This is a genomic window from Dictyobacter aurantiacus (assembly GCF_003967515.1).
Taxonomy (GTDB): Bacteria; Chloroflexota; Ktedonobacteria; order Ktedonobacterales; family Ktedonobacteraceae; genus Dictyobacter; species Dictyobacter aurantiacus.
In genome coordinates this window covers 1980390-1994771 of the sequence record NZ_BIFQ01000001.1, presented here as the reverse complement: position 1 = coordinate 1994771, position 14382 = coordinate 1980390, and the positions used below count along the sequence as shown (strand labels likewise).

At 54.4% G+C, this 14382-nt stretch carries 10 protein-coding genes and 1 pseudogene; 7 read left to right on the top strand and 4 right to left on the bottom strand.

Features of this window, described 5'->3' with window-relative positions; all coding sequences use genetic code 11:
- The first annotated feature begins 39 nt into the window (after positions 1-39).
- From ftsW to ftsZ, 7 genes and pseudogenes are all read left to right on the top strand, one after another.
- A complete protein-coding gene (ftsW, locus tag KTT_RS08010) occupies positions 40-1743 on the top strand; it encodes a putative lipid II flippase FtsW (RefSeq protein WP_126595477.1) in 1704 nt (567 codons plus the stop codon).
- A gap of 198 nt (positions 1744-1941) precedes the next feature.
- Positions 1942-3102 (top strand): undecaprenyldiphospho-muramoylpentapeptide beta-N-acetylglucosaminyltransferase, encoded by a 1161-nt coding sequence (murG, locus tag KTT_RS08005; protein WP_160145723.1) that lies wholly within the window; start codon positions 1942-1944, stop codon positions 3100-3102.
- Positions 3102-4577: a UDP-N-acetylmuramate--L-alanine ligase gene (gene murC, locus KTT_RS08000; RefSeq protein ID WP_126595475.1), complete on the top strand. Its 1476-nt coding sequence runs from the start codon at positions 3102-3104 to the stop codon at positions 4575-4577. The genes murG and murC overlap by 1 nt, the downstream gene beginning before the upstream one ends.
- 10 nt (positions 4578-4587) lie before the next feature.
- Positions 4588-5607 carry a UDP-N-acetylmuramate dehydrogenase gene (gene murB, locus KTT_RS07995; RefSeq protein ID WP_126595474.1) on the top strand — a complete coding sequence of 340 codons (1020 nt, stop codon included), beginning with the start codon at positions 4588-4590 and terminating at the stop codon, positions 5605-5607.
- 1 nt (position 5608) lies between these two features.
- Positions 5609-6769: a cell division protein FtsQ/DivIB gene (locus KTT_RS07990; protein WP_126595473.1), complete on the top strand. Its 1161-nt coding sequence runs from the start codon at positions 5609-5611 to the stop codon at positions 6767-6769.
- An 84-nt stretch (positions 6770-6853) separates the two neighbouring features.
- Complete coding sequence (gene ftsA, locus KTT_RS07985; RefSeq protein WP_126595472.1) at positions 6854-8098, top strand: cell division protein FtsA; 1245 nt, start codon at positions 6854-6856, stop codon at positions 8096-8098.
- 181 nt (positions 8099-8279) lie between these two features.
- Positions 8280-9239: pseudogene (gene ftsZ, locus KTT_RS37640) on the top strand (cell division protein FtsZ); the annotation flags it as partial.
- Between the two features lie 661 nt (positions 9240-9900).
- On the opposite strand, the gene KTT_RS07975 reads toward ftsZ, so the two are convergent.
- From KTT_RS07975 to KTT_RS07960, 4 genes are all read right to left on the bottom strand, one after another.
- Positions 9901-10692, bottom strand: a complete 792-nt coding sequence (locus tag KTT_RS07975) for a BON domain-containing protein (RefSeq protein ID WP_126595470.1) — start codon at positions 10690-10692, stop codon at positions 9901-9903.
- Between the two features lie 467 nt (positions 10693-11159).
- Entirely contained in the window at positions 11160-12152 is a 993-nt protein-coding gene (locus tag KTT_RS07970) for a GAF domain-containing protein (protein ID WP_126595469.1), read from the bottom strand.
- 363 nt (positions 12153-12515) lie between these two features.
- Positions 12516-13166, bottom strand: a complete 651-nt coding sequence (locus tag KTT_RS07965; RefSeq protein ID WP_160145722.1) for an SCO family protein — start codon at positions 13164-13166, stop codon at positions 12516-12518.
- Between the two features lie 25 nt (positions 13167-13191).
- A complete protein-coding gene (locus KTT_RS07960; RefSeq protein WP_126595467.1) occupies positions 13192-14106 on the bottom strand; it encodes a heme o synthase in 915 nt (304 codons plus the stop codon).
- Between the last annotated feature and the right edge of the window lie 276 nt (positions 14107-14382).

Sequence of the window (14382 nt, the reverse complement as noted above, 5' to 3'; positions counted from 1 at the left end):
AGGTCGTAATGTGTCAGCTAGCTAAGTGAAAGAAGCTTCATGCCACAAGATAAATTCAATCGAGGAAAGAATGCGGGAGAGAGGATGATGAAGGGTGCGAGGCGCAAAGACCTGGCCCCTCCCACGTTTCGCTCTCCTGCCCTGGAGTCGATCGAACTGAAGGGTCAGCAGCCTTCAGCGGGAGGAAGCAGGCGCAAGCCGTTGCCGCCTCCGACCCACGGGGCTAAGCCGATGAAGCGCAGGGCGACCCAGGCAGTGATGGCTCGACGCGTCAAAATGAGTTATGCGGCAGAAGACACGCTGGCTGATCAAAAGACGATGCGCAAGAGTTTGCCGCGTATGAGAAACCGCCCTCTTATGGCGACGATGAATGAAGCGGATGCACCGGAAGCGGCTAATGTCCCGGAGGTAACGCCGCAGGAGCCGGTTGAGCTCTCGCCGGGTGGACGCGGACCCTTCGGGCGCACGGTCTTGCCAAGGCAGACGGCCGATCTCTTGCGCAACAAGCCGCCCGTGCGATCGAGCAAGCCGCTACAGGTGATCAGCGAAGAGGAGCAGGAGAAGCTGGCCGCGCTGGAGATGTTCCTCCCGCGTGTGCCTGGCAAACCGGACCCGATCTTGCTGGTGGCGGTGTTGGCCCTGCTGTGCATCGGACTGATTATGGTTTATAGCGCCAGCTCGTTCGCGTCGGCGCGCTATTTCGGCGATGCGTCATACTTTTTTCAGAAGCAGCTCCTGGGAGCTGTATTAGGGGTGGTCGCTATGCTGGTAACGATGCGCATCGATTATCGCATCTGGCGTCGCTTCTCCCTGTTGGGACTGGCCATCGGGCTTCCCCTGTTGGCGGCGGTATTGTTTATCGGCTCTAATGCGTATGGTGCCTCGCGCTGGCTGGTCTTTGGATCTTTTTTCTCATTCCAACCCAGCGAGTTGATCAAACTGGTGCTGGCTTTGTATATTGCTGATTGGCTCGCTCGCAAAGGCAAACAGGTAGGAACCTTCCTGTATGGACTTACGCCTTTTGTGTTGTTGCTTGGCCTGGTGCTTGGTCTGGTTTTATTGCAGAAAGATATGGGAACCGCCAGTGTTATCGCGGTTTTGACGACCGCCATGTTTTTTACGGCGGGAGCAAACATCTTACAATTTTTGCTGGCCCTGGGCTGTGGATTTTTAATCTTTTTGTCCCAGGCTTTTAGCGGATATCGCTATTACCGTTTGATTGGTTTCCTTAATCCGTTTAAATATACGACCGATATTAATCTGCAGCTGTACCAATCGCTGTTAGCGCTGGGCTCAGGCGGCTGGTTAGGGGTTGGTCTAGGAGCAAGCCGGCAGAAGACAGGTTATTTGCCGCTGCCCTATATTGACTCTATCTTTGCTATTGTGGGTGAGGAGATGGGATATATTGGCTGTATGGTTGTGATCGCGCTATTTATGGTACTGGCATTTCGCGGTTTTCGCCTGGCGCGCCGCACTCAGGATGTCTATGGAGCCTTGCTGGCTACCGGCATTACCACCTGGATCGTTGTGCAGGCCATGATCAATATCGGTGCCACAACCGGGACGATACCCTACACGGGTGTGCCGTTGCCTTTTATCAGTTACGGAGGGACCTCGCTCGTCATCTCGTTAGCAGGCATTGGGGTCCTCTTGAATATTTCTCGTTATATTCAAGCGCCGGAAGACCCAGCGCTCTCCCGGCAGACCATTACAAAAAGGTTAAAAAAGAAAGTAGCGAAGTAGCATGAGCTATTCTGAACTTTTGAAAAAGTTCCCAAAACTGGGGATGCGGGGGGCTAGCTTTTTCCCTCCTGCGCCGCCTGCGGCGGCACGGGGGGGGAAAGGAAAGGGTGGGGACACCCCACACCCCGGCAGGAGGGCTAGCCGCCCTCCTGCACCTCCTGCATTGGAGGTCTCATAGTACTTCTTATGGAACACATTATGCGAATTCTTATTTCTGGTGGAGGGACAGGTGGCCATATCTATCCGGCTCTGGCCGTTGCCACCCACCTGCGCAACATATATAACGCGGAGATTCTCTATCTAGGCAGCGATGATGGCCTGGAGACGCAACTCGTGCCGGCCGCCGGTTTCCGGATGGCCACCATTAAGGCGGGTAAGCTCCAGCGCTATGTCTCCGTCAAGACGGTCAAAGGCATTGCCCGTGTACCCATTGGTATGGTACAGGCGGTAGGTATTGTACGCAAATTCCGACCGGACGCCACCTTTACCAGTGGCGGCTACGTTGCGGTCCCGGCTGGACTGGCATCGCGCCTCAACGGGGTGCCTCTCCTGCTTCATCAGCAGGATGTACCGCCCAATCTATCAAATAAGCTGATCGGTCCGCTGGCTGATCGCATCTCAATCGCCTTTGCCGACTCGCAGCAATACTTTCCGGCCGACAAGACGCTGCTGCTGGGAAATCCGATCCGGCAGGAGATTCTGGACGTGCGCCAGGTCAGCGTGCAGCAGGCGCGCATTCAACTGGGGTTGTCCCCGGACCTGCCACTGATTCTGGTCACCGGTGGTAGCCAGGGGGCGCGTCACCTGAACCAGGTGGTCGCGCGGGCTCTGCCAGAGCTCTTACAGTTCTGCCAGGTGCTGCAGATCAGTGGTCAGAAGCTGCTGACGGAGACCCAGAGTCTGTCTGAAAGTACCATCGCGGGGCTGGATAGCGAGCTTAAGCAGCGCTATCGCCTGGTGCCGTACCTCACGGATGAGATGGCGCTGGCACTGCGGGCCGCCGAACTGGTCGTCTGCCGCGCCGGGGCTGCCACGCTGAGTGAACTGGCTGTATTGGAGAAGCCGAGCATCCTGGTGCCCTTGCCACCTGCGATCGGCAGTTCTCCGCAGGAAGCGAACGCCGAGACCTTCCGTCGCGCTCAGGCGGCCGAAGTGATCAAGAACGATGTATTGAAACCTGAGCTATTGATCAGTCGTGTACAACACATTGTAAATTCTGCTTGCTTGCTAGATATGGCGCAGGCGCTCAAGAGCTTCGCCCGGCCGACAGCGACCAGTGATATCGCCGAGGCTGTTGTACATATGGCACAATCGACAACTGGCGCGCAGACGCCAGAAAACAAGAGGATAAACGTCTGATGAAGTCACGCTTGCATTTTATGGGTATTGGAGGTCAGGGTATTTCGGCGGTTGCGCAGATGGCGCATGCCGCAGGAGAAACGGTGACCGGTTGCGATCAACGCGAATCGGCGACCGTACGCGCCCTACGCGAGGCAGGGATTGCCATCCAGATTGGACACAGCGCCGATCATCTCAATGATGTCGACACGCTGGTTATCAGTCCGGCTGTGCCCGCTTTGGACCCGAATAATCCCGAATTGCTGGCAGCCCGTGAGCGTGGCTTGCCGATTATTCACTGGCAGGAGATCCTGAGTGATCTGATGCAGGACAAATGCGTCCTCTCCGTTAGCGGTGTTCATGGGAAGGGGACGACCACTGCCATGCTCTCGCTGATGCTGGTCGATGCCGGGTTGGATCCGACCTGTGAGATTGGCGCGGTGGTCCCGCGTTTTGGTGCTAACTACCGGTTGGGGAAGGGCTCGTTCTTCGTCAATGAAGCCGACGAGTTCAACCATAACTTCTGGCATTACCATCCGCGGCTGGCGATTGTTACCTCGATCGAGTTTGAGCATCCAGAGTTCTTTGCCGATTACGATGCCTTCCTGTCTGCTTTTGAACACTTTATTCGCGGCATGGATCTACAGGGTGATTGGCCGCTACCCGCGACCGTCATTCTAAACGCAGATAGCCCTGGTTGCTGGGATCTAAAGGCGCGCCTGCACGATTGGCCGGGACAGATCTTAACTTACTCGGTTGGGCACCATGCGGCGCCCGAGCAGGGTCCGGCCACTTTTGAAGCCTATGATATCAAACTGGATGGTGAGACCAGCTTCCGCGTGCGCTCGCGCCTCGCAACTTCCTCTATACCAGAGGAACAGGTGCTGCGCCTGCAGTTGCCGGGCGCTTATAACATTGAGAATGCCCTGGCCGCACTGGCGGCGGCGCAATTGTGCGGTGTGGGGATCGAAAGTATCGCGCAGACCCTGGAGGGTTTCAGTGGCACCAGGCGGCGCTTTGACATCCGCCACCAGGGTCCACTGAAGATCGTGGATCAGGCGCTGGACGTCATGCTGGTGGATGATTATGCCCACCATCCAACGGCCATCGCCGCTACGCTGGAGGCTACGCGCCGTCGCTATCCTGGACAGCGCATCGTCGCGGTCTACCAGCCGCACATGTATAGCCGCACCAAAACCTTTTTTGATCAATTCCTGCACGCGTTTGACGCGGCGGATATCGCCATCATCGCGGACATCTTTCCCGCCCGCGAGCGCGATACCGGCTTGATCCATGCGCGTGAACTTGTGGATGGAATCGCGCAGCAGCCGGCGTTCGCCAGTGGCCGATCCCATATTATGCATGGTGGTAGCGTTGCTGAAACGACCGAGCTGCTTGCCCACACCCTGCGTTCCGGTGACCTGGTCGTAATCATGGGCGCGGGAGACATTTATATCGTCACAGAAAACCTATTAAAGAATACACAACAGGCCTAGAGGAAACGACATGACATTTGATGCTGAGATTGCTTATAACGAACTCCTTGCTCACTTCGGCAACCGCGTGCGCCGCAATGAGCCATTAGCCCGCCACTGCACCTTTGGCGTCGGTGGTCCCGCTGATGTATGGGTCTCAGTGGATACACCTGAGGATCTTGTGGGCCTGGTCACATTATGTGCTGAGCGACGCTGGCCATTGCTGATTACCGGCAACGGCACCAACGTACTCTATGCCGATGCCGGTGTCCGTGGTGTGGTGGCGCGTGTCGCCATCAACGCCTATACCCTGGAAGAGAGCGGCGCTGGAACTGCCTTTTTAACGGTCGGAGCTGGCATCAGCTGGCCTCGTATCATCAATGAGATCGCCCCCAAAGGATGGGGTGGTCTGGAGTTTGGTCCTGGCATACCAGGGACTCTGGGTGGTGGAGTCGTTAGTAACGCGGGCGTGCACGGTCACGATCTGGGACAGGTGCTGGAATGGGTCGATATCGTCGACGCGCGCCAGTGCGAAGAGGCTCCCGTGGCCCCAACGGTTGTGCGCTATCAACACAGCGAGTTAGAGCTTAGCTATCGGCACAGCCGTTTCAGGGCCCAGAGGCGCGTCCAGTTTGATGGTGAGGGCAACCCGGTTGCCGCGCCCCACAAGCTGATCGAGCCCGCCGAGATCGTCATGCAGCTGGGTATTCGTCTGCATCGGGAAGATCCCCAGCAGTTGCGTGCCGCTATCGAAGAGCACAAACAATATCGCAAACGCACGCAGCCACCACAGCAGAGCGCAGGTTCCATGTTTAAAAATCCGCAGGGCGACTATTCGGGCCGGCTCATCGAAGCGGTGGGGTTGAAGGGGATGACCCATGGAGGAGCCCAGATCTCGGAGCGCCATGCCAATTTTATCGTCAATGTAGGTGGAGCACGTGCAGCAGACGTTGCGGCTCTCATCAAAGAAGCTCATCAGCGTGTCTATGATCGCTTCGGGGTAGATCTAGAGCTAGAGGTCGAACTGCGCGGGGAGTGGAAGGTACTATGACATGACAGAAAGGAAAAAGCTACCATCTCAACGGGTGACGCCGAGCTATAACAAGCTTGAAAAAGTCTACACCCCAAAGGATGCAGTAAAGAAAGAGCCGGCGCAGAATACGCTCGTCTCCGCTCGCTCGTTGAAGCGGGTAGTTACGGTGCCCAATGCGGACCCTTCAGTGGCATGGCATACGTTTGCCCAACGTCAATCGCAACTGCGACACGTGCGCTCACGAGCACGCAAAAAGCCTGTCAAACTGGTACCACGCACACTGGTCCAGACCGGGGTACGGGCGACCAATGGACGCATTCAGGCGGTGCGGCGTCCATTGCCCTACCGGTCGTCGATTCCCAGGCGTAGTGGTCTCCGGTTACGTCGGCGTAGTATGATCTGGAAGGTCGTGGGTGCATTCGCGTTCATCGCCTGCCTGATCGCCGCGATCAACTTCGCGCTCACCAGCGATGTCTTTCGTCTGCATCGCGTCAGCGTGATGGGCACCCACAACAACGGGTTAATCCAGAACGTTGAGCACATGGGAATTCAGGGGCAGAATATCTTTCTGGTTGATACCGGAAATATTCAGGCGCGCATCCAGGAATCGCCATTGGTAGCATCGGTTGCGATCAGCAAGCAATTTCCCGATCAATTGACGGTGACCATTGTGGAGCGCAGGCCCGCGGTACTGTGGCAGGGCCCGCAGGGCACCTTCAGTGTAGATACCCGGGGGATCGTGATCGCGCCTGTCAGCCAGACACCTGGAGCTGAGCAGTTAGGAACCATCGTAGACACAACAAAGCAGGACGCAAAAACAGAGCCGTTATTGCGTCCTGGAACGTATTTAAAGAATATCGATGTTGCATTTGCAAGTAATGTCTGGCAACGAGTTCCAAAGGTCGCAGGTATAGATACGTTCAAACTGTATTACGATGGTACAATGTATGCTAGTACTACCAGTCAAACTGGCGAAGTGGCAGGTAGTAGGGGATCTTATATTATAGAAAGTCCGGATGGTTGGAAAGCGTATCTAGGAAACTCTCATGATGCGAACTCTCTGGATAATCGTCTTAAAGAATTAAGTGAGATTGTCAAGCTCGCACGCCAGCAGCAAATGCATCTTGCCACCATAGACTTACGTTATGGTCTGCGACCAGTGTTTACATTGCAACAATAAGAACGTGAATAACCACATGACAGGTCTGAATTACTGTATTCGTAGTGCGTCTCAAAAGTGTACCGCCCAATAGGAGCGTAGATCGTGCAAGAGCGGGTGATTGTCGGCATCGACGTCGGAACAACAAAAATCTGTGTCCTGGTCGGCGAGCTGGATCGTGACGGGAAGCTGAACATTGTTGGCGTTGGCACCTGCCCTTCACAGGGGTTGCGCCGTGGGGTGGTGGTGAACATTGAAGAGACCGTCACTTCAATTGCAGCGGCGCTTGATCGTGCTGAACGCTTATCAGGTAAGAAAATTACCTCTGCGTATGTTGGTATTGCTGGTAGCCATATCTCCTCGGAAAATAGCAAGGGGTTCGTCGCGATTTCTCCTAAGAATCGGGATATTGAACAAAACGATATTAGCCGTGCCTTCGAGGTGGCTCGAGCAATTGCCATTCCCGCGAATCGTGAACTGATTCACGTGATTCCGCGGGGTTATGTCGTCGATGGACAGGAGGGCATCAAGAACCCCATTGGTATGTCGGGTTTCCGTCTGGAGGTGGAGGCGCACATCATCACGGGCTCGGTGTCTTCTATGCATAATTTGATTAAATGTGTGCATAAGGCGCATGTCGAGATTGAAGATCTCGTCCTGGAGCCTCTGGCCTCGGGTGACGCGGTCCTGGAGGAAGGCGAGACTGACCTGGGGGTCGCCCTGGTCGATATCGGTGGTGGCACCACCGATGTCGCGGTCTATACCGATGGTGCTATCTGGCACACGATCGTGTTGCCGGTTGGTGGTAACCTGATCACCAGCGATATCGCTATCGGACTGCGCCTGCCCGTCGGGGTCGCTGAAGAGCTAAAAATTACGTACGGGCATTGTGATCCGTCGGCTATCGATGAAGATGATATGATCGACCTGTCACAATTTATGCCCGACTGTGATGATCTCGTACCGCGCAAGCTCCTGGCAGAAATTATCCAGGCGCGCGTGGATGAAATCTTCTGCATGGTGCATGAAGAAATCAAAAAATCTGGGTATGATGGATTGCTGCCTGCCGGCGTCGTCATTACCGGCGGGACCGCCGAGCTACCAGGTATTTTGGAACTGGCGGGCCAGGTTCTTGACCTCCCGGCTCGCATCGGATCTCCTCTGGGTCTGCATGGGTTAGCGGACTCGATTAACAGACCAGCCTATTCAACGGCCGTTGGTCTGCTATTGTGGGGATTGAGCAATACTTCGCTCCTCATGGAGGAAGAGCCGATCGATGTAAATGTAGAAGATGATGAAAATAATCTTGTATCTCGGTTTGGGCGCTGGCTGCGTGCATTTATTCCTTAAACGAAGTACTCATTTATAGGCGAAGCATTGAGTAGCGTATAAACGAACAATGGAGTATGATAAGCAATTGCATGCATGGAGGCGGACCACTGCAACAAACTGGGTGTCGTTCGTTCTACACATATGAGGCATTGACTATAAATGAGAAACTCGAAAGGGGGCCACGAAGAATATGTTACCAATGGGAAATCATCAACTTGAGGGCTTCGCCCAAATCCGTGTGATCGGCGTTGGGGGAGGTGGCAGTAATGCGGTTAACCGCATGATCCAGGCCAATATGACGGGTATCGAATTTATTGCCATTAATACAGATGCCCAGGCCTTACTGCTGACAGAGGCGCCGCATCGCATCCGTATCGGTGATAAATTAACCCGTGGCCTTGGAGCAGGCGGTAATCCTAGCGTTGGCATGAAGGCCGCTGAAGAAAATGCCGAGGATATCTATGAGGCCCTGAAGGGCTCGGATATGGTCTTTATTACCGCCGGTATGGGTGGTGGCACCGGCACCGGAGCCAGCCCCGTGGTGGCGCAGATCGCGCGCGAGGTGGGCGCCCTGACCGTGGGCGTTGTTACCCGTCCCTTCACCTTTGAGGGCAAGAAGCGCTTGCTCTCAGCCGAAGAGGGGATCAACAATCTGAAGCAGCACGTGGATACGCTGATCACCGTGCCCAATGATCGTCTGCTGCAGGTGGCCGATAAGCGCACACCGCTGGCCGAAGCGTTCCGCCTGGCGGACGATGTATTGCGTCAGGGCATCCAGGGTATCAGTGACCTGATTACTGTACCTGGTCTGATCAACCTGGACTTCGCCGACGTGAAGACCATTATGTCGGCGGCCGGTTCTGCCTTGATGGCAATTGGTGAGGCCAGTGGCGAGAGTCGAGCTATCGATGCCGCGCAGATCGCCATCTCCAGTCCTTTACTGGACATCGATATCAGCGGGGCGCGTGGTGTGCTCTTCAACATCACGGGCGGACTGGATATGACACTGTTTGAGGTCAATGAGGCGGCTGATATCATCAGCCAGGCGGCCCATCCGGAAGCCAACATCATCTTTGGCGCTGTGCAGGATGCCAACTACGATGGCAAGGTGAAGATCACCGTTATCGCCACCGGTTTTGATCAGTTGCCGCCCGCGCGCGTCGCGACCAGCAGTGGCCATGCGGGATTTGGCACGCCACGTCCAGAATACGATCGTAGCCGCCTGTATACCGGTTCCAATCCGTCCCAGTCCGGCAATGTCAGTGGCAATGCTCCTGTACGCCAGGGACCGCCTCAAGGCTATCCAACCCCGGTCTCTCCGGCGATGCAGCAGGACGTCAATCGCCCCACCGGACCGATACCCGCGGCGCCAAGGAATCAGCCGCCCGCGCCCGTTTCGTCATCGAATCCTGCTCTGCCGCCGTATAAGCCTGATGCGGGGCGACCGCTTCGGGCTGGCAATGGCTACACGCCGCCAGCAATTCCGTTGATTAACAGCGGCAACCTGGATGATGAAGACGAGGAGATGACCCAGCCGTCGATGCCCGATATGAGTAACCTGCCAACGCCCGACATGGAGGATCAGGCTTTGCCACCACGGCGGGATGGGGGCCAGCGTGGACGTGTCGTGCGACGACTGGACCGTGGGGCCGCCTCTGAACTGTCACGAGGCAACCGCAACACCCCGTCCGGAGACGTCATTGACATCCCGGCCTTCCTGCGCAAGCGCTAGCGTAGAACAAGAAAAATCAGCGGCCCGCTTTTGAAAAGCGGGCCGCTGATTTTTTTATTATCGTGCGCCTATGCTGAAAATGATGCTGTTATGCGTTTCTGGTTTTGCCCAGGTTACCTGGGATGTCTTTGTTCAAACCGATATGGTTGACAACCACGCGTACACCAGGGATGCCGACAACCTCACGCTCTAGAACATATTTCATGCTGTGCTTTGGCACATCTCCATAGAGGTGTAAAATATAGTTTTCCACCAGGACAGAGATATTGGTGGCTCCCTCCAACTTGCCCTGTGACCTCAGATTCTCGATACGCTCATAGGCCGTATTGAGGACGGTATCCTCAGCCACAATAAAGTTGCGTACACCTGCAACGCCGGGGACGCGGCTAACCTCATTCTCCAGGCGCTCACGCTGGACTTCCAGTTCAAGCTTACCATAAAGGGCGAGCACCACACCTTCCGGTGTCTCATTCTCAAGCTCAACCTTAACAGGGTGGTTACTGAAGGCCGTGCTACCTAACGTTACAATCTGCTCTGCAGTCGCACGGGCCCGATCCAATACCTCATGTGCAGGTAATGAGATTACCGGCCTGTGTGCCGCCTCATCCTCATCGTGAGCACCTGCCATGGGATCTTCTAGTGCCCAGCCCATAATGCCCCAGATAATAAATGGAATCGCAACAAGGGTCACCCAGGGTGCATCAGGGACGAACAACAAACCGGCCACGGCAACCAGAATGGCAACGCTCAGCATTGCGGGCCATAGACTGGGACCTGGCATATGGATATGATGTTCCGCCTCTTCTATTTCCTGATATGACTCCAGAGACGATTTTCGATCGTCTACTGCGAGATTTGCTCTTTGAAGAGATGATTCCATACGCTCTCGCTCTCCTCCGCGAATGGTTTACAATCAGCGAGGACTCTTATATTTTTGATAATAGTGGTCCTGTACGTTTAAGCATACCAAATATATGAGGTTCGTGCAACCTGAATTATTCCACCGCGTGGCATCTCTTAACCTCTTCCTTGCTGGCTATGACAAATGTCTAGAATTGTGGTGTGGGCTCAAATATGCTCAGAAGTCGTTTTGTGAGTTGGGACCACGGGGCGCATCCGCGCGACTTACAAATGAGTGTGGCTGTGGACGTGCGTGGCGCGAGATTAGTGCCGGGCATGCCTGACATTTGTACCTGCAGTGCTCACAGACCATATTTCTATTGGTGCATGGGGGCGCGCATTTGCGCGCCCCCATGCACCAACAGAATAAAACAGTGCGGCCGAGCAGCGGACGCCCGTGTGGGGGCGCTCACATACCTTTGTAAGATAAGAGCAAGTCACATTTTGTTAAGATAGAGGCGTGTGCAGCAATAGTTCTTCTATCTCTTGCCAGACGATTGTTTCAGCCTGCCGGGGGGAAAGGTAGCGCATATTCTGGTTCGCCTCAATGAGGTGATTGGCGACACGTTGCTTAAACGTGGCCAGCGTCGCGTATTGCTGCTGACGCGGGGGCATGATGCCCAGTTTGAGCTTATCAATGGCGTAAAAATCGTCTGGCTCGAAGGCGAGCACGAGTAGATTCACATAGTTTTGAATCAGGTCCAGGTAAGCTTGCGTAAAAAAGTCGGGCTGCTTGCAGAGGATGGCGAGAGTGCCTGCGACCTGGTCTGAGAGCAGGATTGGATAGGCAACCGAGCATTCTTCATGTTCACAGTAATGCAGGGGAAAGAGGCGTAATTTTTCCTGCTGGTTTTGAATGATGACAGGATGCCCTGTGCTGGCTGCGTGCCCCGTCTGCGATTCCGCCCCGAAGAACTGGGTCATATATTCAAGCTGGTGGCCGTCGGTGATGCTGCTGCGAGCATTGACCTGGCGCAGGCTACGTATCATTTGCCCGGAACGTGGAGGAACGCACAGCGACAACACCACCACCAGTCCCACCTGCTGAGGATCGAGATGCGTGACTATCTGCTGCAGGATCAGGTTGTAAACGGCGATCTTGCGCTGTTGTGCTGTATTGGATGTGTAGGCATTCAGGACCTGAGTATAGAATGCCGCGCTGATCTCGACCGGCGGCTCGGCTTCGGGTTGGGGGACCTGTAGAGCGGTCGGATATTCCCTGGCAATCAGGACCGTTAATTGCTGCCGATAGTGAGGCAGGGCAGCAACCAGTGGTGGCAAATTATCGGGGCGTGGATTCGATTTGCCGGTTGTCCAGCGTTGTAGCGTCACCGGATTGATATTCATCATATCAGCGATACGCTGGCGTTCTTGTGGATCGGCAATTAGTTGACCCAGAAATGTACGCCATGTCTGATTCTCATCCATCGTACTATTCATCACAGAGAGCCTCACTGCACCTGAAAATGGTTACGCAATTAACACCAATGTTGCCTATACAGCTCATGCTTTAAATAATTTATTATAGATGATAGAATACCCGACAGATCTGCAGCAGTCAATCTTACATAGCCCGGTTGCTCCAGTATTTTATGTAATCTTAATAACGTACTGTGTCCGCAGAAAATGCCTGAACTCCATAGGTTTTGCGCCCGTGGCGCTCATAGGTTATGGAGTGGTGTGTGCAACACAATGGCCGGGTGCATTCGCACCCGGCCATTGTGTTGCACACACCACTCCATAAAGTAAGTATGGGGCGCGTCAGCACCCCATACTTACTTTATGTCAAACTAGAAAGTCTTTTTAATTTTCTTTGAGTAGCTGCTTCAAATTCGAGGTCATCTGGCCGGGTTCAAAATCATCGCCCATATAGACGCGCTCATGCCCTTTTTTGTCGATTACAAAGAGCGCGGTGCTATGGTTTACTTGTTGTTGCTGCTGCTGAGCATAGATACTATAACTTGACCAGATCGGGGAAAGCTGTTGCTGCGTCCCGGTCAAGAAGTGCCAGTAGTTTTGCATATTATGTTCGGTAGAGAACCGCATTGCGGCAGCCGTATCATCACGTTTGGGATCCGTACTTACGGCCAGGATGGCTACATTTTTAGCGTCACTACCCAGTTGCTGTAAGGTGGTATGCAGGTGTTCGGCTGTCAGAGGACACACATCCGGGCAGTGGGTATACAAGAAGGTTAACACAACCGGTTTGCCACGGAACTGCGCGAGCGAGACGGTCTTGCCATATTGATCTGTGAGCTGAAAATTGGGAGCTGGGGTGCCATTCAGATCCGTGCCTTGCAGCCCCGACGCGGACGTTGAGGTACTACCAACGCTACTATTGCTGGGGGTGGATGGTGTTGCCCGGTTGTGCTGAATGACGGTAATTAAAATGACGACGACTAGCGCCAGGGTGATGACGGATAATCGCGAAGCAAGTCGCCAACTCATACGCATACTCATAATACCTTGACCTTGATAATTAGAACAGGATGCGGTCTACCACCATAAGCGCGAAGATGGCGGCCAGATAGCAGTTAGAATACCAGAAAATAGTACGTGCCCAGTTTTTGCTCCGATCGGTCAGCAGGCGAATCGACATATAAATGAGGATGCCGCCCAGAATAACGGCGCCGGCCAGGTAGAGATAGCTCATGGTGTGCATCACGAAGAGCATCATCGTAACCGCGAAGAGCAAGAGCGAGTAGAAGAAAATCTGGCGACGTGTCTCAGGCTCACCCAGAACCACGGGCAGCATCGGCACATTTGCCTTCTCATAATCTTTCTTGATCAGCAGTGAGAGGGCCCAGAAGTGCGGTGGTGTCCAGTAGAAGATGATGGCGAAGAGCCAGATGGCGGGCAGTGAGATGTTATTGGTGACGGCAGCCCAGCCAACCAGGACCGGCACGGAACCGGCGGCTCCACCAATCACAATGTTTTGCGCGCTATTGCGCTTGAGTCCCATGGTGTAGACAAATACATAAAACAGGATGGCGCCCATCGCCAGGCAGGCGCTCAGTAGATTGACGAACACGCCTAAGACGATAAAGGATACGACACCCAGGCCAATGCCAAAGATCAGGGCAGGCACAGGTTGGACGCGACCCGACGGTAATGAGCGACGCTGTGTACGGCCCATAATCTGGTCGATGTCGCGATCGATATAACAGTTAATAGCATTAGCACTGCCAGCCGCCATGGCGCCACCCAGCAGGGTTGCCAGCACCAATCCGAGATTGGGCAGGCCGCGACCGGCGATGGCCATCGCCGCCACTGTGGTGCCAAGTAGCAAGACTGTCACGTGCGGTTTCATCAGGTTGATGTAAGCTGAAAGAGTCTGACGAAAAGGATGGACCTGCTTTGGCTCTTCAAGCTCACTATGGCTTAATACCTTCATACACGAGGCTCCCTATAGTCTATAAAGTTTGACGTTCCCTATTGTCGGCGCCATTCCTGATACCACCCTTGCAGTCAGTTTCTCTTACCTTACAATTGCCTGAACGTTTAGATTATCACTGCTAAATGAAGGTTTGGTGGCCAGCCAAAATTTACTTGTCGCCTCCACATTGTCCTGCTATAGTATGTAGGAGGATTTTCTGAAAAGGTCACACTTTATATTGTTGTGGAGAGCGCCTTCTTTGTCTCGCTGGATGCAAACATTGGACGAGAAACA